Origin of the sequence: Breoghania sp., from assembly GCF_963674635.1 — a bacterium.
Taxonomy (GTDB): domain Bacteria; phylum Pseudomonadota; class Alphaproteobacteria; order Rhizobiales; family Stappiaceae; genus Breoghania.
In genome coordinates this window covers 1,253,921-1,273,073 of the sequence record NZ_OY771475.1, presented here as the reverse complement: position 1 = coordinate 1,273,073, position 19,153 = coordinate 1,253,921, and the positions used below count along the sequence as shown (strand labels likewise).

The window sequence follows — 19,153 nt, the reverse complement described above, 5'->3', positions numbered from 1 at the left end:
ATTTCAGCCTGCCAACCTCGCAGAATTGTCACGTTTATCGCCAAAACAGGCGATGGGTTTGGTGTCTGGCCAAAATCTTCTTCCACAGGCTGCAATATCTTGAGCCGTGGCACGTTGGGACTGTTCGGCGGCAAAATGGCGCTCATTGGCGTGCCGATGCGCGCAGATTGGCGGGGCCGAACCCTCAAGTCCTCGATTCTCGCAAAGGCTGCTTGCGTTCGGTGCGTTTCTTGTCTTGGGATGAAACAAAGCGCGGTCACGCCAGTTCGTACCGGGACGCGTGTTATCACCGGGCAGTCAGGGAGGGGGCACATGGCCGAACTTTTCAATCATGAGAACAGGACGCGGACGGCGGCCCACGCCAGAACCACCACCCGTTACGAAACCGCAAGAACGGCAATCGAATTCGGGGCGGCAATCGCCTTTATCGTCGGCAGCGTCTTCTTTTTCTACGAGTCCCTTCAATATGCAGGCACCTGGCTGTTTCTGATTGGCTCGATTCTATTCGCGGTCCGTCCCGCGGTTCGCCTTGCTCTCGAAATCCGCCTCGTGCGGCTTCCCGACGATATCGAGGAGGCCGGCGCGTTTGCCCGGCTTGAGAATGGTCTTGCCGGAGACGATGCCGCGTGACGCGTTCCGTTCCCGCCGTCATGATTCAGGGCACTGGATCAAATGTCGGCAAAAGCCTCCTTGTGAGCGGACTGGCCCGCGCATTCTTGCGTCGCGGGCTGAAGGTGATGCCCTTCAAGCCGCAGAACCTGTCGAACAACGCAGCAGTGACCGCCGACGGCGGTGAAATCGGGCGTTCGCAGGCGCTTCAGGCGCTGGCCGCGCGGGTGCCCGCAAGCGTTCACATGAATCCGATCCTGTTGAAATCGGAAGAAGGCGGCAGCTTGCAAGTGATCGTTCAGGGGCGGCGCCTTGCGGCTTCGTCCCTGGAGGCGCGGGCCGACATGAAGCGCAATATCCTTCCTCGTGTTCTGGAGAGCTTCGCCCATGTCGAAGCGCAGGCGGATCTGGTTCTTGTTGAAGGAGCCGGAAGTCCGGCGGAGACAAATCTGCGTCGCGGCGATCTTGCGAATATGGGCTTTGCGCAAGCCGCCAATGTTCCTGTGATCCTGGCGGGCGACGTTGATCGTGGCGGGGTCATTGCCGCCATTGTCGGAACGCATTGCGTGTTGGAACCGGAGGATCGCGACCGCATAAAGGGATTCCTGATCAATAGATTCCGGGGAGACGTTGAGCTTTTCGGTGAAGGCCTTTCCGATATCGTCCGGCGCACCGGCTGGCCGTCGCTGGGTATCGTGCCCTGGTTCGATCGCGCGGCGGACTTGCCTGCCGAGGACATTCTCGACTTGATGCCGGTGGCAAAGGTGGGCAAGCCGTCCGGCGCAATCAGGATCGTCGTGCCGGTTTTGGAGGGGGTGTCGAATTTCGACGATTTCGATCCGCTACGGCTGGAGCCCGATGTGGATCTGCGGCTGATCCATTCTGGAGAGGCGTTGCCCGGCGATGCGGAACTCGTGGTGTTGACCGGTTCAAAGTCGACCGTCGCCGATCTCGGGCAGTTTCGGGACCAGGGATGGGATATCGATTTGCAGGCCCATTACAGACGGGGTGGGGCCATCCTCGGTCTTTGCGGCGGCTATCAGATGCTCGGTCGCGCCGTCCATGACCCCACAGGCGTCGAAGGCGCGCCGGGCGATGTTGCCGGGCTCGGTTTGCTCGACGTGGAGACCGTGATTGAAGAGGACAAGCGTCTTGCGGTCGTCACCGGGCGTCATGTGGAGACTGGCAGCCCGGTGCGCGGATACGAGATCCATCTTGGTCGCACCGACGGGGCCGACTGCGCGCGCCCGTTTCTGCAAATCGAGGGACAGCCAGCCGGTGCGTCTTCGCCTGATGGGCAGGTGGCCGGATGCTATCTGCATGGCCTTTTCAGCTCTGACCCGTTTCGCGAGGCCTTTCTTGGGTCGTTGCGAAAGGGCGTATCTCAGTCGAGAGGAGACCGGCTCTCCCATGATGCGCGTGTGGAGGGGGCGCTTGACGTGCTTGCCGACCATGTGGAGGCCGCGCTCGATCTCGATGCAATTCTGTCCATCGCGCGCACGCGCCAGTGAGGGGATTCATCCCCTCCGCCAGATCAGCAATTGGTTGTTGGCGGGCATGTCGCAGTCGCGCGCGATACGGAAGCCCTGATTTGTGGCCAGTTCGTCCACCGCCTCGAAGTCGCGTATTCCCGCCGCAGGATCCCGAGCCCGCAGGAAGGCGTCAAACTCCGCATTGCTCGGCGCGGTGAATTCTCCGCCATATCGAAACGGGCCGTAGACGGCAATCGTTCCGGCTTCTGCGACGGCGCTGCCTGCACCTTCGAAGAAGGCCTCCACGAGAGGCCATGAAACGATGTGAAGGCAATTGGCGGCATAGACGGCATCGACCGGCGCGACCGGCCAGGGATGGTCGGCAATGTCGAGCAACATAGGCTCAAGCAGATTGGCCGGTGCCTCCCGTGCGTGGCGCTGGGTCAATCCCGGCAGGTCCTCTGACAGGTCACTTGGTTGCCACGACAGGTGGGGCAGGAGCCTGGCCAGATGCACCGCATGCTGGCCGGTCCCGCTCGCAATCTCCAGGACCGATTCCACATTTGCAAATTCGTCTCGCAGGATGTCGCCAATGGGCCCCTTGTTGTTTTCGGCCGCCTGCGAAAATGGCGGGGTCGATTCTGTGCCGGGCATATGATCCGTGTTTTGCGGCATTTGGCCTCCAGGAAAGTGCTTATGTGGTCCGCTGTGCCATAGGTGTTAACGCAACGGCAGTATCGATGCGCGATTTCTTCCGCAAGACCGAAATGAATACCGGGAGCGGTAACCAGCGGCCTCAAATGAGTGTTTTCCACATAGGCACGCTCGCAAAACAAAGGGCCATTTTCCCGTATCGCGCATGTCTCGATGCTTCGGTGCAAAGAATGTAACGGGGTCGAAACGAGATAAGGAAATAAAGGGCCCTTAGCTGCTTTCCATGGGTCGTTTCACAAAGAAAACGACCGTCCATTCGGTGCTTTCGCCGCCGGTTCGAACCGCTTCCGTGTGTTATTGCGCGACCATAACGAAATCTTCGGAGCGGAATGGACCGAACAGACCGCGGCGCCTGCAAGGAGTAGGTTTCAAACAGATTAACGCTCCCCCAACGATTCGGCACCGACCCTTGTCAATAGTGTCGTTTGGGCGGAATTCGCAAATAAACGCAGCATGATGGAGAATGTAGTGAGCAATTGCTGTGGCACATGCGAGACTTGCAGAATGGAAACGCCGTCCGTCCCGGGCTGGCTTTCGCCAAAAAATGTCTGGTTTCCGAATGTGGTCATGATCCGGGTCCGCAAGGATTGCCCCCGGTGCACGCGTCAACACGCGACGCTGACGGCCGAACACGCTTGATGAGAGACGGCAATCGGGCCTTCGGGCCCTGATTTCCGTCTCCCAATTCCGCGACTGCCCGACAGAAAACGGGCCCCTCCACCCCCCCCCTCACCCACACAGACGAAGCTTGCCGATGCGAGGCCGTGGCTGCTGCTCGCTCCGCGGCTTTGTCCGCGCAGGCAGGGCTTTGTCTTCAGGATAAGGCAGGGGGTCGACGCTCAGACGCGATTTCCAACACAGTGGCTCGCCTCCGGTTTGCCGGGGGGAGATGCCGTCTGTGATGATCAGAGGAAATTGCGGAGAGGAATTTGGAGGCCACGCCCGGAATCGAACCGGGGTACACGGATTTGCAATCCGTTGCGTCACCACTCCGCCACGTGGCCCTTGGCGCGCTTTTTCAGCTACTTGCCCGGCCATGTCAACTGCTTGTTTCTCCGGGTCTGCAAAACGCCTCAGGTTGTTTTACAAAACCTGTTCATATCGAAAAGGACAGGGGCAAAATTCGCCATTTTGCATATCATCCGCCCGGGCGGATGCGCGGGCTGTCCGCTGGAAAGATCGAATCTGCCGCACTGCGGAGAACGTCTCGCCACTTGAACGGGTGAGGGGGGCGAAGACATCAGGCCCGGAGTCCCGCCATTTTGATTTGTCTGGCGAGGCCGGCCGGCGCGCGGCGCTTGTCACGGAGCGTCAGGAGGGCTAAGGATTTCGTCAATGAAAATGCAGCGGACAGGATAAGTCGGCATGGACGAATTCGAGGATATGCGCCGCCGTATGGTGGATAACCAGCTCCGTACACGCGATATCACGGATTACCGTATTCTTGACGCAATGGGAACGGTGCCGCGCGAACTCTTCGTGCCGAAGGCCCGTCGCCCCTTTGCCTATGCGGACGGCGATATCGAAATTACGGCCGCTGAAGGCGACAAACCCGCTCGCTACCTTCTTTCCGCTCAGACATTCGGTAAGCTCGTACAGCTCGCCGATCTCGATAAGTCTGACATCGTGCTCGTCGTCGGTTGTGCCTCGGCTTACGCCGCCGCGGTCCTGGCGCGCATTGCGAATTCGGTTGTCGGTGTGGAAGGCGACGAGGCGCTTGCCCAGTCTGCCAGTGAGACGCTCGTCGAGCAGGGTATCGACAATGCGGCGATTGTGGCAGGCAATCCCGCCGCGGGGCTCGCATCCGAGGGGCCCTTCGACGTGATCCTTATCGAGGGCGCGGTGGATCATATTCCCGAGGCTCTGATTTCCCAGCTCAAGGACGGCGGCCGCCTCGTTGCCATCAAGGGGCGTGGCGGCGCGGCCGAAGCAATCCGCGTGTTGTCGTCGGAAGGCAAAACCAGTTCCCGCCCCGCATTCAATGCATGCGCACCGGTGCTTCCTGGCTTCGAAAACGAAAGCGACTTCGTTTTCTGAGCGCGCGATACCATTCGATATCGACGCAAAGCTGCAAGTGGGCCGGTCGCATTCGTTGCCCGGCCCTTTTTCTTGGGCTGCGTGGTGATTGGGGTTTGACGGGGCAATATCCGCCGCGGGCCTGGGCGGTGGCCGGTTGTCATGATCGGCAGTTTTGATGGTTCTGACCGCGTGAATTGGGCCGAGAGGGGCGCGAATCGATTCGCCCTGCCCCTTCTGGCATCGGCCCCCACGGGGGTCGTGAAAAAATACAAGCGGTCGGACCGGGGCGTGAGATCTCTCGCCATCCTCTGTTTTCCGCGGAAGGCACGTACAATGGCTGTTGCCTATTGGTCGCAGCGGTCGATTATTCCGTGGAGCAAAACCGTGTGTGGGTTCAATACGCCCATTCAACACCTTAGACTTCGCCGCTGATAGTGAATCTAGTTGCGCCTCTTGTCATTGGCGTTACCGTTGCGTCATTGACGGGCGGTAGTCTGCGAAAAGCAGCGGTTGCGGATTTGCAGCTCCCCGGTATGGGCCTCAGCCGTTTCGTGCGGCGCGGAGGACATAAGGGATCCGTTCTTGCTGCAGGTTTGGGCCGGTCGATGCCTGTCAGAGGATAGGCCGGAATGTTCGGGTATTGCCCTGACGGGATCAGGGAATGCGGGTTCTCAACTCCTTGGGAGCGATGAACCATAATCGGTGCCTGATGCCCGGTGGGCCAGGGCGGCGGTGCATTCGGGGGCGCGGGACAATGAGGCGTGGCGTCGTGACCATTCGTAATTCTGTAGTTGCTGTTGCAGCGGCTTCCGCCGTTTTTTTGATGGCGGGCGGTGTTCAGGCTCAGTCGATCAGCGAAGCGCTGGCGATGGCCTATTCGAACAATCCGAGCCTCAACGCCGCGCGGGCAACTCTGCGCGCCACGGATGAAAACGTGCCGCAGGCTCTTTCGGGCTGGCGTCCCCAGATCTTCGCCAACGCCAGCGCAAGCCACACGTCGTCCAGCTCCGTGCCTCTCGGGCAGAGCTACTACAACACCTCCACGGTCGGACTTCAGATCCAGCAGGCGGTTTTTCGCGGCTTCCGAACGGTGAATGGCACCCGTCAGGCCGAGGCGCTTGTTCGTGCCCAGCGCGCTTCGCTCGTCTCGACCGAGCAGTCGGTGCTTCTATCGGCCGCCCAGGCCTACATGAACGTGATCCGCGATACCGCGATCGTCTCGCTCAACCGCTCCAACATCAAGTTTCTGGGCGAACAGGTCCGTGCCGCGAAGGATCGGTTTGAAGTGGGCGAAGGAACGCGTACCGATATTGCGCAGGCCGATGCCCGTCTCGCCGGCGCACGGTCGCAGCTCAATCTGGCACTCGCCAATCTGAACGCGGATCGCGCGGTTTTTCGTCAGATCGTCGGTGTTGAGCCGGGGCGGATCGTGCCCAACACCAATATTCGTTCCATGCTGCCTACGAGCCTCAAGTCGGCGCTCGCCGAAGGCGAGGGGAGCCATCCGGATATCGTGGCCGCGCAATTCAATATCGACGCCGCCGGATACAACGTGAAGGTCGTGGAGGGCAATCTGCTGCCGACCGTCACGGTGGAGGGCAATCTTCAGCGTCAGTGGAACCCGTCCTCTTCGGTCAGTATCGACCATACCGACAGCGCCACCGTCCTTGGCCGCGTCTCGGTTCCGCTCTATCAGGGTGGTCTGGTCTCCTCGCAGGTCCGACAAGCGAAGGAGCAGCTCGGCAACGCGCGCATCCTGCTCGATGCGGCGCGCGACAGTGTGCGCGCGGCAATCGTCGCTGCATGGGGCTCCTACGAGGCTGCCGAGGCCTCGGTGACGGCTGCGCAGGCACAGGTTGAGGCGGCTCAACTGGCCTTGAATGGCGTCATTGAGGAACAGCGTGTCGGACAGCAGACCACACTGGATGTCTTGAACGCGCAGAACGAACTGATCGATGCGAAGTCTGCATTGGTGAGTGCCCAGCGCGAGAGCGTCGTGGCAGCCTTCTCGCTGGTTGCAGCCGTGGGGCGCCTGACGGCCGAGGACATGAACCTCAATGTGGCGGCCTACGATCCGAAGGAGCACTACGAGGCGGTTCGCGACAAGTGGTTCGGTCTGCGCACGCCGGACGGGCGTTGAAGCCTCCAGGGCCGCGCATCCGGCCGATTTGATTATCTTGAAACAAGACCGGCCTCCATTGAGGCCGGTTTTCTTTTTGACCAAGCCGTGATCGATGATTAGAGCCTGCCCGCGTCTATTGCCGTGACAATCGGGTTGTCCGGATGAAACGGTCCGGAATTAGACGTACAGAAGCGAGAAAAGTCACCGTTGGCGCTTGAGAGCTACTGAAGTTGTAAAAAATTTATTGTTAACCGGGGGAAATCCCCAATGGCAAAGACCGGAATTTCCGAACTGGTTAAAGAAGCGTTATAGTCGTGCGAAGGCGAGTCGTCTGCTGAGGCAAGCGTAGGGATTCGCGTAGTGTAGTTATTCCAGGCAAATGGGGTAAATGGGGACGGTTTGGTCCCTTTATACTCGTTGGCCTGAATCAGTTTTGTGAGGGGTGAAATGGCGAAAGCCAGTCAGGCGCAGGAACCCTCGATGGAGGAAATCCTGGCATCGATTCGCCGGATTATCTCCGATGATGACGCCCCGCAGGACAATGCTGCCGGGACAGATGAGGCCGAGGGAGACGTCGACATGGCCGCGGACATGTCACAGGACGATCTCGACAAGCTTTTCGACAGCGATGGCGGTGATTTCGACGTCGATGAAGTCGAAATGGATGCAGCTGTCGAAGAAGAGCCTGCTGAGGAAGAGGAGCTGGCTGCCGAGGAGGAGGCTGACAAGGCTTTCGATATGGCTGCCATGGAGGCCGAGGACGAAGACGAGGCCGATACCTCCGACGTTCTGGAGTTGACCGAAGATCTTGCGACCGAAGGGGACGAGGATGTCCCTGATATGGTTGAAGGGCTTCCCGATGACACCGACACCGGCGATATCGCCTTTGTCGCCGATGAAGAGGCGGCCGAGGACGATGTCGTGGAGGAGGCCTTCGAAGAGCCGGCTCCCAAGCCGGAGCCGGTTGTGGCGAAGGCTGCCTATAACGACTACAAGCCCGTGCGTGAGGATGCAGGCGCGGTCGATCCGAACGAGCGCCTCGTATCGGATATGACGGACAGTGCCGTGAATTCGGCCTTTGCCAATCTATCCAACACGGTTCTGACGGCGAATGCCCGCACACTGGATGAGCTGGTGCGCGAGATGTTGCGCCCCATGATCAAGGGCTGGCTGGACGACAATCTGCCGATCATGGTGGAACGTATGGTCCGTCAGGAGATCGAGCGGGTGACCCGCGGTCGTTGAAACCCTTCATCGACGAACGAACTTGGACGCCGCCCTCCATCGGGCGGCGTTTTCGTTTCACGTGGTCGGCAAGGCGGTTCGTCGCCCGGGACATCCCGAGCAATGCGTAATTTTGAGCCGCGTTGATGCAGGTAACGCCGCGTGCATGTTGACTTGAGCCGGTCCATCCGATTTACACGAACGGATGCGGTGTTGTGCGCGCAGAAAAACCGTTTCGCGCGACGACCGGACGAATGACGAGACAGGATTCCATGCTCGACAAGACCTATGACGCTGCGGCGATCGAGCCGCGGATTTCGCAAGATTGGGAAAATGCCGGTGCTTTTCGCGCGGGCGCAGGGGCGCGCGAGGGCGCAGATCCCTATTGCATCGTCATTCCGCCGCCGAACGTAACCGGCTCCCTGCACATGGGCCACGCGCTCAACAACACGTTGCAGGATATCCTCGTCCGCTTTAACCGCATGTGCGGCAACGACGTCCTGTGGCAGCCCGGCATGGACCATGCGGGTATCGCCACGCAGATGGTCGTTGAGCGCCAGATGGCTGAGCGCCAGGAGCCCGGCCGCCGCGAGATCGGTCGCGAGGCTTTTGTCGACAAGGTCTGGACGTGGAAGGCTGAATCGGGCGGCATGATCCTGAACCAGCTCAAGCGGCTGGGGGCCTCATGCGACTGGACGCGCGAGCGCTTCACCATGGACGAGGGCCTTTCCAAGGCCGTCCTGAAGGTGTTCGTTCAGCTCTACCGCGAGGGGCTGATCTATCGCGGCAAGCGGCTGGTCAACTGGGACCCGAAGTTCGAGACCGCGATCTCCGATCTGGAAGTGGAGAACAAGGAAGTCGACGGCCACATGTGGCACTTCAAGTACCCGCTGGCCGGTGGCGAGACCTACGAATACGTGGAGAAGGACGAGGACGGAAACGTCACGCTGCGCGAGACGCGCGACTATATCTCCATCGCCACGACGCGCCCCGAGACAATGCTGGGTGATGGAGCGGTCGCAGTTCATCCCTCAGATGAACGTTATGCATCAATCGTCGGAAAACTCTGTGAAATTCCGGTCGGACCGAAAGAGCATCGCCGTCTGATCCCGATCATTACCGACGAGTATCCGGACCCGGATTTCGGTTCCGGCGCGGTGAAGATCACGGGCGCGCATGACTTCAACGACTATCAGGTCGCGCGTCGCAACAAGATCCCGCTCTACCGTCTGATGGACACCCAGGCTGCTCTTCGCGCCGATGGCGCGCCCTACGCGGAATGCTCGTCCATGGCCAAGGCCATTGTGGACAGCGGCAAGTTGCCGTCCGAGGCCGAGGTCGATGCCATCAACCTCGTTCCCGACGAGTATCGCGGGCTGGACCGCTATGAGGCGCGCGAGCGGATCGTCGCCGCCATCAATGCGGACGGTCTCGCCGTCACCGTGACGAACGAGGAAGGCGAGGCGGTTCCCTTCGTCGAGAACAAGAAGATCATGCAGCCCTTCGGCGACCGCTCCCACGTGGTCATCGAGCCGATGCTGACCGATCAGTGGTTCGCCGACGCCAAGACGCTTGCCCAGCCGGCCATCGCGTCGGTTCGCGAGGGGCGCACCAAGTTCGTGCCGAAGAACTGGGAAAAGACCTATTTCGAGTGGATGGAGAACATCGAGCCCTGGTGCATCTCGCGCCAGCTCTGGTGGGGCCATCAGATCCCGGCATGGTTTGGCCCGGACGGCGAGATCTTTGTTGCCTATGACGAGAACGAGGCTGCGGGGCTTGCTGAAAAGCACTATGGCAAGGCCGTTGAGCTGACCCGCGACGAGGACGTGCTCGACACCTGGTTCTCCTCCGCGTTGTGGCCGTTCTCCACCCTCGGCTGGCCGGACGATACGGCGGAAGTGAAGAAGTACTACCCGACCTCCGTGCTGGTGACCGGTCTCGACATCATCTTCTTCTGGGTCGCCCGGATGATGATGATGGGCCTTCATTTCATGAAGGAAGAGCCCTTCGAAGATGTCTACATCCATGCGCTCGTCCGTGACGAGAAGGGTGCGAAGATGTCCAAGTCGAAGGGCAACGTCATCGATCCGCTCGATCTGATCGAGGAATATGGGGCCGATGCGCTGCGCTTCACGCTCGCTGCCATGGCGGCGCAGGGACGCGACATCAAGCTGGCGACGAGCCGCGTCGCGGGATACCGGAACTTCGCAACGAAGTTGTGGAACGCCACGCGCTTCCTTCAGATGAACGAGTGCAAGCGCGTCGAAGGCTTCGATCCTGCGGCCACGACCGGTACGCTGAACCGCTGGATCGTGACCGAGACGGCGCGTGCGGCAGAGGAAGTTACCGCCGCCATCAAGGCCTACCGCTTCAATGATGGCGCGAACGGGATCTACCGCTTCGTCTGGAACACGTTCTGCGACTGGTACATCGAACTGGCAAAGCCTGTTCTTTCCGGCACGGATGAAGCCGCCAAGGCCGAAACCCGCGCCACCGCCGCATGGGTGGTGGACGAGATCCTCAAGGTGCTGCATCCCTTCATGCCGTTCCTTACGGAAGAGCTTTGGGCGCGCACCGGTGAAGAGGGGCCTGCCCGCGAAGGGCTTCTGGCTCTGACAGCATGGCCGGAAATTGAGGCGCTCGACGACAAGGCAGCCGAAGAGATCAACTGGCTGATCGATCTCATCTCGCATATCCGCTCGGTTCGTGCGGAAATGAACGTGCCGGCTGGCGCGACGCTGCAGCTTGTCGTGGTTGGTGCGGATGAGGTGACCTCTGCGCGTCTTGCGACACATGAGGCCGCTATCTGCCGTCTGGCGCGTGTCGAGACCATCGAGAAGTCCGATGCCGCGCCCAAGGGCTCGGCGCAGATCGTGCTGGAGAGCCTGACGCTCTGCCTGCCTCTGGCCGGTGTGATCGATCTGGACGCGGAACGCGCCCGCCTTGCCAAGGAGCACGGTCGTCTCGACGGGGAGATCGCACGCATCGACAAGAAGCTCTCCAACCCGAAATTCGTCGAGAAGGCGCCTGCTGAGGTGGTGGACGGCGAAAAGGAGAAGCGGGCCGAGTTCATCGAGCTTCGCGAGAAGGTCGAACAGGCCGTGGCGCGCCTCGATCAGATGGCGTGATGCGCCATCAAGACCTGTCTTCGATGGGCCTTTGACGAAATGCGAGGTGACGAAAGGCGGCAGGCCACGGCGTCCGCCGCCTTTTTCATGGCCCAATAGGGGGCTAAACCGGCTCGAATCGCGGTCGCACGACCGACAGGAAGTGGTGACGAGAGACAGTATGACGATTGCCAGGACTGGTCGCCTCTTTGCGGCCCTCATTGCAGGCGCCCTTGCAGGCAGCACCGGGCTTGTTGGCCTCATGGGCGAGGCCCGCGCGGAGCGGATCAACAATCCGGTCGCGGAGTTCGCCGGGTTGGACAAGATCACCGGCCGGATCATCTCATTCGATGTTTATATCGGAGAGAAGGTTCAGTTCGGCGCGCTGCAGGTGACGCCGCGCGTATGCTATTCGCGCTCCTACACCGAACAGCCCCAGACAGATGCGTTCGTCGAAGTCGACGAAGTGACGCTCAACAATGAAGTGCGTCGAATCTTCACGGGCTGGATGTTTGCGGCAAGTCCCGGCCTCCACGCCGTCGAGCACCCCGTCTATGACGTGTGGCTGACCGACTGCAAGCAGTCCTCCAATGTGCCGCCGCCTGAAAACTACGATGGCCCGGCGGTCGTTCAGAAGGCCTCGCCGGAAGATCCTCTGGGGGATGCCCCGCGCGATCCAGATGCGCCGCCATCCAATATCCCGCGCGAAAAGCCGCTTCCGCGGCCCTGAGAATTGGACGCGACAGCTCAGCGGTCAAATACCGGGAAATCGAGATGCAGGGCTGAGCTTCAGCCCTGCATTTTCACATAGGTCCCCGGCGCATCCTCGATGATCTTCACACGACGCGCGCCCGGCTTGCGGGCCTTCACTTCGGTGTCGTCATTGGAGCGGATCCACTCGTTCCAGTGGTCCCACCAGGAGCCGGGGGTTTCCGTGGCCTGTGCCAGCCAGGACTGGAAGTCCCCTTCGACCTTTCCGCCGGACCAATACTGATATTTCTTCTTTGCGGGCGGGTTCACCACGCCTGCGATATGGCCCGAACCGGTCAGGACATAATGCACGTCCCCCCCGAAATAGCGCGATCCTTCATAGACCGAGAGCGCCGGGGCGATGTGGTCCTCGCGCGTGGCAAGGTTGAAGATCGGGATCTTCACCTTTGAAAGATCGAGCTTTTCGCCGTCGATCTCCATCGTCCCTTCGGTGAGGCGGTTCTCAAGATAACAGTTCCGAAGATAGAAGGAATGGTTGGCTGCCGGCATGCGGGTGCTGTCGGAGTTCCAATAAAGCAGATCGAACGGGAAGGGGTCCTTGCCGCGCATGTAATTGTTCACGACATAGGGCCAGATCAGGTCATTGGAGCGCAGCATATTGAAGGCAGTCGCCATCTTTCGCCCCTCCAGATAGCCTTTCTGCTCCATCCGTCGCTCCAGATTGGAAATCTGCTCCTCGTCGACGAAAACCTTCAGGTCCCCTGCAAATTTGAAATCCACCTGCGCGGTGAAGAACGTCGCGGTCTTGATGCGGTCATCGCCGCGCGCCGCCATGTAGGCGAGGGTCACGGCCAGCAACGTGCCGCCGACGCAATAGCCAATGGCATTCACCTCGTCGACCTGGGTCGCGCGTTTGATCATGTCGAGGCTTTCGAATATTCCCTCGCGCATGTAATGCGCAAAGCTCTTCTTGGCCTGCCGTTCGTCCGGGTTCACCCATGAGATCACGAACACGGTGTGGCCATTCTCCACCGCCCAGCGGATGAAGGACTTCTCAGGGTTCAGGTCGAGAATGTAGTATTTGTTGATCCACGGCGGCACGATCAGCAGGGGACGTTTGAGTACCTTTTCCGTCGTCGGCTCATACTGGATGAGCTGGCAGATGTCGTTCTGCATAATCACCTTGCCCGGGGTGAGAGCCAGGTTTTCGCCCACCTGGAAGCGGCTGCCATCCGACTGCCGGATGCGCAGATCGCCTTGCCCGGCTTCGATGTCTTCCGCCAGCATCTGCATCCCGCGAACGAGGTTTTGGGCATTGCTGCCCAGCGTTTCGCGCAGCAGTTCCGGGTTTGTCAGCAGGAAATTCGAGGGCGAGAGCGCATTGGTGATCTGTTTGACGTAGAACTCCGCCTTGTGGCGGGTATGCGCGTCCACTTCATCCGCATCCTCCACCATGGTCTCGGCCCAGCGGGTGGTGATCAGGTAGAATTGCTTGAGGAAGTCGAAGAACTGATTGGTGCTCCAGTCCTCGTCCTTGAAGCGCTTGTCGCGCGGATCGGGTTCAATGGCCGGATCTACCGGCTCGCCGGCCATGCGTTTCAGTGTGCCGTTCCACAGGTTCACGTAGCCCGTCATCAGACGGGTTTGCGCTTCCATTGTGCGGTGGGGATCCTTGATCCAGTATTCTCCCACCCGCGAGAGCGTCTTGACCACCTCGGTGATCTCGTCCGCCATCGCGTCCTGAGCCTCTCCGTTTTCGCGGGGGCGTACATAGGCAGCCAGCGCTTTGCCACCTTCCTCCACGACGCGCGCGAGGTTCTGTGCAAAGGCCTCCGGGTTTTCGACGATGTACCGGAGCATGGGGCTATTATCGTAGGCTTCCGACATGACCGCGCCTCCCTCACGTTCAGATCCTCGCATTACGACGCGTAAGGCCGTTCGAGGCTTGTCGTTTTGAGTTGGCGGTCCCATTTATGCGGACCGCCCAAGAATTCAAAAAATCGCTTCCTTTATAATAGGCTTTTGCAACCATATCCTGACAAGGGCCAGATCACGCTTTTCGGCATTGCAATGCAGCAAATATCTGCGCGGAACCAATGGTTTGCATAAAACATGGGCTTATGACCATGCAGGTCGCTCAAGCGCAGGGCATTTCTTTTGGAGTTGGGAGCTGTTTCCGGGCGCGTCAAGAGCTCCCGGAGACTTCCGCCGTTCCCTGGGATAGCGTTGGGACCTCTGGTGTCTGCCGAGTCGAGTCGTCCATGCGCGTCGTGGTTCGGATTTGACGTCGCCGTATGCGACACCATGTGGTATGCAAGGATAGGTGTGCGGTGCCGAAGGCGTGGGGGGCACACCCTGTGACTTGACGCATGGCCCACAACAGGCGTAACGGCGCATGGCTTCCCGTTTCTGCGCCCAGGCAGGACTTCGGAAGCGGCTCCGACGCGTCCATGATACAAACGAGTCTCGGGCGAAGGGTTTGGAGTGGGTTTGCCGGCCTTTGAACGGGGGCGAGGCTGGGCGACACGTGAAACAGGATTTGGAGAGAGCACGGGTGCGACGGTCGGATGCAATGGCTGCGGCGGCGACATGGATGGGGAGCCATGCGGGCAGGGGGCGTGTGAAGGGCCTTCTGGCGGCGGCTGTCCTGTCAATGTCTCTGGCTGGTTGTGCCGGCGACCCGGATGCGACCCTTCTGGGTGTGGTGATGGTGCCGCCGGGCACTGTGGCCAACGGCGCGCCGTTGATCGCACCGGCTGTCGCCCAGAGCAAGCCGGCTGTCTCCCCCGCATCGGCCCCGGCAGAGCCTTCGAGTGCACGGGAGCGCAGGCCCGAATACCTCTACGACCCTGACAGCCCCAACAAGGTTGTGTCCAACACGGTCGCCCCGATCGCCTATGCGGAACCGAAATCGGTTGCCGATCGGCTCAAGACCTCGGATGAGGTCCTGCGGACCGAAGAGGAACTGCGGACGCTTGCCCAGCGCAATTCAGGTTCCGACGAACGTGGATTGTGGAACGCCAAGATCCGTGACCTTCTGGCCAAGCGCGACAGCCACATCGACAACGCGATCAGGAAGATCGAAGAGACCGAGGCGAACTAGTCGGTTCTGAAGGCCCGGCGGACCGTCGTATATTCTCTTTTTGCCCATTGATGCGATGCGCGCATGGAGATGTGATGCGCGCATCGACGTCTGGGCCGTTCGATCGTGAACGGCAAGGCCCGCGCCAGCGCGTGGCGCCTCGTGAGTGTCGGCTGACCTCCTCGGAAATCGCAGAAAACTGCAGCTTATCCAGGTTTGGGGGAGCGCGCCGTAGTGTGGCAATCTGCAACCCCAATGCTGACATAATTCACCGTCAGAAACCGCATGCGTGCAAGAATCTGCGAAAAGAGGGGGGTGTGGGTGGGCGCGCGCAATATTATGCGAATTACGCAGCTCAATCGAATTCGCTAGTCTAATGATTGGCGATGGAGTATCCATCGCGCCGCAACATATGCGCTGTCCGCCGAAAACGAGCCGCGGAGCGCCAGAAGAGAGAAGGGCCAGAGCCATGGAGTTTCACAAGACACGCCGGCTGCCGCCGTATGTGTTTGAACAGGTGAACCGACTTAAGGCGAAGGCCCGAGCCGCAGGCGCAGACATCATTGATCTGGGCATGGGCAATCCGGATCTTCCCACCCCCAAGCACATCGTGGAGAAGCTGACCGAGACGGTTCAGGATCCGCGCTCCCACCGGTATTCGGCTTCCAAGGGCATCAAGGGGCTGCGCAAGGCGCAAGCTGCCTATTATGGTCGTCGCTTTGGCGTGAAGCTCGATCCCGAGACGCAAATCGTCGCAACGCTCGGGTCCAAAGAGGGCTTCGCCAACATGGCGCAGGCGATCACCGCGCCGGGCGACGTGGTGCTGGTGCCGAACCCGAGCTATCCGATCCATGCCTTCGGCTTTCTGATGGCAGGTGCTGCCGTGCGCCACGTCCCGGCCGAGCCGACTGTGGAGTTCTTTCACGCGCTGGAACGCGCGGTGGTGCACTCCGTGCCCAAGCCGACCGCTCTTATCCTGTGCTACCCCTCCAATCCGACCGCCTACGTGGCGGATCTGGAGTTCTACAAGGACGTGATCGCCTTCGCGCGCAAGCATGAGGTGTTTGTGCTGTCCGATCTCGCCTATTCGGAAATCTATTTCGATGGCCCGCCGCCGCCCTCTGTGCTCCAGGTTCCCGGGGCAATGGACATTGCGGTGGAGTTTACCTCTCTGTCCAAGACCTATTCCATGCCCGGTTGGCGCATGGGGTTTGCGGTTGGCAACGAGCGGCTGATCGCTGCGCTGGCCCGCGTCAAATCCTATCTGGATTACGGAGCGTTCACGCCCATCCAGGTCGCGGCTTCCGCAGCGCTTAATGGTCCCGACGACTGCATCGAAGAGACCCGTCAGATCTACAAGAAGCGCCGCGATGTGCTGGTCGATTCTTTTGCAAATGCGGGTTTCGAAGTTCCGGCTCCGCGCGCGTCCATGTTTGCCTGGGCGCCGATCCCGGAAAAGTTCCGGCATCTGAAGTCGCTGGAATTCTCCAAGCTTCTTATTGAAAAAGCTGACGTTGCTGTTGCGCCCGGCATCGGGTTTGGCGAATATGGCGACGATTATGTGCGGATCGCACTTGTGGAGAATGAGCAGCGGATACGGCAGGCTGCGCGAAACATACGGCGTTTCCTTGAATCCGCAGACGAAACATTGCACAACGTGATCCCAATGGGCGCCCGCCGCTGAACTGGAACAAGTGGATCACTGATACATGCAAGATGCCTTGAGACTCGGTGTCGCCGGCCTGGGTACGGTCGGCGCGTCCGTCATTCGTCTCATCGACGAGCATGGCAAAAGCCTGGCCTCCCGTTGCGGGCGGCCGGTTGAAGTCGTTGCCGTCTCAGCTCGCAACCGCACCCGCGATCGCGGCGTCGATCTCGCGCGTTTCGCCTGGTACGACGATGCCGATACGATGGCCTGTGCTCAGGACATCGATGTCTTCGTCGAGCTGATTGGCGGAGACGAAGGCCCGGCCGAGACATCGGTTCGAGCGGCCCTTTCGGCGGGCAAGCATGTGGTGACGGCCAACAAGGCGCTTCTGGCGCGTCACGGCGTCGAGCTTGCGAAGCTGGCCGAGGCCAACAATGTGAGCCTCAACTTCGAGGCGGCCATTGCCGGCGGCATTCCCATCGTCAAGACGCTGCGCGAGTCGCTGGCTGGCAACGCGGTCAGTCGCGTCTATGGCATCCTGAACGGCACCTGCAACTACATCCTGACCCGGATGGAGAAGGAGGGCTTGTCATTTGAGGAATGCCTGGCTGAGGCGCAGCGGCTCGGCTATGCCGAGGCCGATCCGACCTTCGATATCGGCGGGCACGACACCGCACACAAGCTGGCGCTTCTCACCAGCCTCGCGTTCGGCTGCGAGACGGATGTCGACAGCATCTATCTGGAAGGCATCACCGAGATTACCACCGCCGATATCGAGGCGGCGGATGAGCTCGGCTACCGGATCAAGCTGCTCGGCATCGCGCAGCGCACGGAAACCGGTATCGAACAGCGCGTTCACCCGACAATGGTCCCGAAATCATCCGCGATCGCACGCATCGATGGCGTGTTGAATGCGGTGGCGGTCAATACCGATTATCTTGGCGAAATTGTTCTGGTGGGGCCGGGCGCCGGCGGCAAGGCGACCGCGTCTTCGGTGGTCGCCGATATCGCCGATCTTGCCCGCGGCGACATGGTCGCGCCACTGGGCAGGCCCGTATCCGAGCTGGAACCTTACACCCGTGCGCGCATGCGTCGTCACGAAGGTGGTTACTTTATTCGTCTTTCGGTTTATGACCGGCCGGGCGCCTTTGCAACGATTGCCCGTTGCATGGCGGACAAGAACATTTCACTGGAATCGATCGTGCAGCGTCGGCGGGCGCCACGCAGCGAAGCGCCGGAGCTTGGATCCGGCGCCAAGAGCAGCGCTCCGCCCCAACCGGTTATCATGATCACGTATGAAACGACTGAGGCGGATATCAAGGCCGCGCTTGAGGCCATCGCGAATGAAAAAGTCATCGATGGCCAGCCCCGCATGATCCGCATCGAACGCAAGCCGGAAGCCGGCACAGCGCAAGGATGACCTGAATGTCCCACGAGGATGAGACGTCGAAATACAAGCTTGATCGCCTTCTGACCCTGGAAGTCGCCCGCGTGACCGAGCGCGCCGCGGTTTCTGCAGCGCGGATGCGTGGCCGCGGAGACGAAAAGGCAGCCGATCAGGCTGCCGTGGATGCGATGCGCCGCGAACTCAATCGCCTGCCGATCGACGGCACGGTCGTGATCGGCGAAGGCGAGCGCGACGAAGCGCCCATGCTTTATATCGGCGAGAAGGTCGGCACCAAGCATGGTCCCAAGGTCGACATCGCGCTCGATCCGCTGGAATGCACGACCGTGTGCGCCAAGAACCTGCCGAACTCGCTGGCCGTGCTGGCTCTGGCGGAAGATGGCGGCCTGCTGAACGCACCGGATTGCTACATGAACAAGATCGCGATCGGCCCGGGCTATCCCGAAGGCATCGTCGATCTGGATGCGCCGGTCGCGGAAAACATCAATGCGCTGGCCAAGGCCAAGGGCGTGAAGCCGGAAGAGATCAACGTCTGTGTTCTCGACCGTCCGCGTCACGATAAGCTCATTGCGGATATCCGTGAAGTAGGCTGTGCGCTGCGGCTCATCGGCGACGGCGACATCGCCGGTGTGATCCATTGCACGACGCCTGAAGAAACCGGCATCGACCTCTATATGGGTGTCGGCGGCGCGCCGGAAGGCGTGTTGGCGGCGGCGGCTCTTCGCTGTGTCGGCGGTCAGATGCAGGGCCGCCTGGTGATCGCACGCGATGACCAGTACGAGCGTGCGGAGCGCATGGGCATCACCGACCTGAACCGCAAGTACAAGATGGAAGAGCTGGCCTCCGGCGATGTGTATTTCGCGGCGACTGGCGTGACCGACGGCAACTTCCTTCAGGGCGTGAAGTTCGAGAAGAACCGCATCATGACGCATACCTGCGTGATGCGCTCTTCCACCGGCACGGTACGCTGGATCGAGGGCGAGCACACCGATTTCAAGAAGTTCTATCTGGACTAATTTCCAGATAGGTTTACGTCAGAT

Annotated in this window: 13 protein-coding genes and 1 tRNA gene; 11 read left to right on the top strand and 3 right to left on the bottom strand. The window is 60.5% G+C overall.

Annotated features, from left to right (window positions below):
• The first annotated feature begins 312 nt into the window (after nucleotides 1–312).
• Both ABGM93_RS05745 and ABGM93_RS05740 read left to right on the top strand, forming a co-directional pair.
• Nucleotides 313–630: a YrhK family protein gene (locus ABGM93_RS05745; RefSeq protein ID WP_321504209.1), complete on the top strand. Its 318-nt coding sequence runs from the start codon at nucleotides 313–315 to the stop codon at nucleotides 628–630.
• Nucleotides 631–650: 20 nt separating this feature from the next.
• Nucleotides 651–2,120, top strand: a complete 1,470-nt coding sequence (locus ABGM93_RS05740; RefSeq protein ID WP_321505763.1) for a cobyric acid synthase — start codon at nucleotides 651–653, stop codon at nucleotides 2,118–2,120.
• A gap of 6 nt (nucleotides 2,121–2,126) precedes the next feature.
• Here ABGM93_RS05740 and ABGM93_RS05735 read toward each other — a convergent pair whose 3' ends face one another.
• Entirely contained in the window at nucleotides 2,127–2,756 is a 630-nt protein-coding gene (locus ABGM93_RS05735) for a DUF938 domain-containing protein (protein WP_321504207.1), read from the bottom strand.
• Nucleotides 2,757–3,725: 969 nt separating this feature from the next.
• Nucleotides 3,726–3,799: transfer RNA gene (locus tag ABGM93_RS05730), tRNA-Cys, on the bottom strand.
• 361 nt (nucleotides 3,800–4,160) lie between these two features.
• Here ABGM93_RS05730 and ABGM93_RS05725 point away from each other — a divergent pair.
• The 5 genes from ABGM93_RS05725 (at nucleotide 4,161) to ABGM93_RS05705 (ending at nucleotide 11,997) form a co-directional block, all read left to right on the top strand.
• Nucleotides 4,161–4,832: a protein-L-isoaspartate O-methyltransferase gene (locus ABGM93_RS05725; protein ID WP_321504205.1), complete on the top strand. Its 672-nt coding sequence runs from the start codon at nucleotides 4,161–4,163 to the stop codon at nucleotides 4,830–4,832.
• A 751-nt stretch (nucleotides 4,833–5,583) separates the two neighbouring features.
• Nucleotides 5,584–6,954: a TolC family outer membrane protein gene (locus ABGM93_RS05720; RefSeq protein ID WP_321504203.1), complete on the top strand. Its 1,371-nt coding sequence runs from the start codon at nucleotides 5,584–5,586 to the stop codon at nucleotides 6,952–6,954.
• Nucleotides 6,955–7,383: 429 nt separating this feature from the next.
• Nucleotides 7,384–8,181 carry a DUF2497 domain-containing protein gene (locus ABGM93_RS05715; protein WP_321504198.1) on the top strand — a complete coding sequence of 266 codons (798 nt, stop codon included), beginning with the start codon at nucleotides 7,384–7,386 and terminating at the stop codon, nucleotides 8,179–8,181.
• Nucleotides 8,182–8,432: 251 nt separating this feature from the next.
• The gene (locus ABGM93_RS05710) at nucleotides 8,433–11,288 is read left to right on the top strand and encodes a valine--tRNA ligase (RefSeq protein WP_321505761.1); all 2,856 of its coding nucleotides are present in this window, start codon (nucleotides 8,433–8,435) and stop codon (nucleotides 11,286–11,288) included.
• Between the two features lie 160 nt (nucleotides 11,289–11,448).
• Nucleotides 11,449–11,997, top strand: coding sequence for a DUF2155 domain-containing protein (locus ABGM93_RS05705; protein WP_321504196.1), 549 nt, complete (start codon nucleotides 11,449–11,451; stop codon nucleotides 11,995–11,997).
• Nucleotides 11,998–12,056: 59 nt separating this feature from the next.
• Here the strand turns inward: ABGM93_RS05705 and phaC are convergent, their stop codons facing one another.
• Entirely contained in the window at nucleotides 12,057–13,865 is a 1,809-nt protein-coding gene (phaC, locus tag ABGM93_RS05700; RefSeq protein WP_321504194.1) for a class I poly(R)-hydroxyalkanoic acid synthase, read from the bottom strand.
• 667 nt (nucleotides 13,866–14,532) lie between these two features.
• Between phaC and ABGM93_RS05695 the strand changes: the two genes are divergently transcribed.
• The 4 genes from ABGM93_RS05695 to glpX all read left to right on the top strand — a co-directional run bounded on the left by ABGM93_RS05695 (nucleotide 14,533) and on the right by glpX (nucleotide 19,129).
• Nucleotides 14,533–15,081: a hypothetical protein gene (locus tag ABGM93_RS05695; RefSeq protein WP_321504192.1), complete on the top strand. Its 549-nt coding sequence runs from the start codon at nucleotides 14,533–14,535 to the stop codon at nucleotides 15,079–15,081.
• Nucleotides 15,082–15,529: 448 nt separating this feature from the next.
• Entirely contained in the window at nucleotides 15,530–16,744 is a 1,215-nt protein-coding gene (locus ABGM93_RS05690; protein ID WP_321504187.1) for an LL-diaminopimelate aminotransferase, read from the top strand.
• Nucleotides 16,745–16,769: 25 nt separating this feature from the next.
• Nucleotides 16,770–18,128, top strand: a complete 1,359-nt coding sequence (locus tag ABGM93_RS05685; protein WP_321504185.1) for a homoserine dehydrogenase — start codon at nucleotides 16,770–16,772, stop codon at nucleotides 18,126–18,128.
• A gap of 5 nt (nucleotides 18,129–18,133) precedes the next feature.
• Nucleotides 18,134–19,129 (top strand): class II fructose-bisphosphatase, encoded by a 996-nt coding sequence (glpX, locus tag ABGM93_RS05680; protein ID WP_319773887.1) that lies wholly within the window; start codon nucleotides 18,134–18,136, stop codon nucleotides 19,127–19,129.
• The last annotated feature ends 24 nt before the right edge of the window (nucleotides 19,130–19,153 follow it).

Bases quoted from the DNA above. Each gene is read 5' to 3' on its own strand.
- ABGM93_RS05705 (WP_321504196.1), top strand. From the start codon at position 11,449: ATGACGATTGCCAGGACTGGTCGCCTCTTTGCGGCCCTCATTGCAGGC.
- ABGM93_RS05685 (WP_321504185.1), top strand. From the start codon at position 16,770: ATGCAAGATGCCTTGAGACTCGGTGTCGCCGGCCTGGGTACGGTCGGC.
- ABGM93_RS05725 (WP_321504205.1), top strand. From the start codon at position 4,161: ATGGACGAATTCGAGGATATGCGCCGCCGTATGGTGGATAACCAGCTC.
- phaC (WP_321504194.1), bottom strand. From the start codon at position 13,865: ATGTCGGAAGCCTACGATAATAGCCCCATGCTCCGGTACATCGTCGAA.
- ABGM93_RS05735 (WP_321504207.1), bottom strand. From the start codon at position 2,756: ATGCCGCAAAACACGGATCATATGCCCGGCACAGAATCGACCCCGCCA.
- ABGM93_RS05690 (WP_321504187.1), top strand. From the start codon at position 15,530: ATGGAGTTTCACAAGACACGCCGGCTGCCGCCGTATGTGTTTGAACAG.
- ABGM93_RS05710 (WP_321505761.1), top strand. From the start codon at position 8,433: ATGCTCGACAAGACCTATGACGCTGCGGCGATCGAGCCGCGGATTTCG.
- ABGM93_RS05740 (WP_321505763.1), top strand. From the start codon at position 651: ATGATTCAGGGCACTGGATCAAATGTCGGCAAAAGCCTCCTTGTGAGC.
- glpX (WP_319773887.1), top strand. From the start codon at position 18,134: ATGTCCCACGAGGATGAGACGTCGAAATACAAGCTTGATCGCCTTCTG.
- ABGM93_RS05715 (WP_321504198.1), top strand. From the start codon at position 7,384: ATGGCGAAAGCCAGTCAGGCGCAGGAACCCTCGATGGAGGAAATCCTG.
- ABGM93_RS05745 (WP_321504209.1), top strand. From the start codon at position 313: ATGGCCGAACTTTTCAATCATGAGAACAGGACGCGGACGGCGGCCCAC.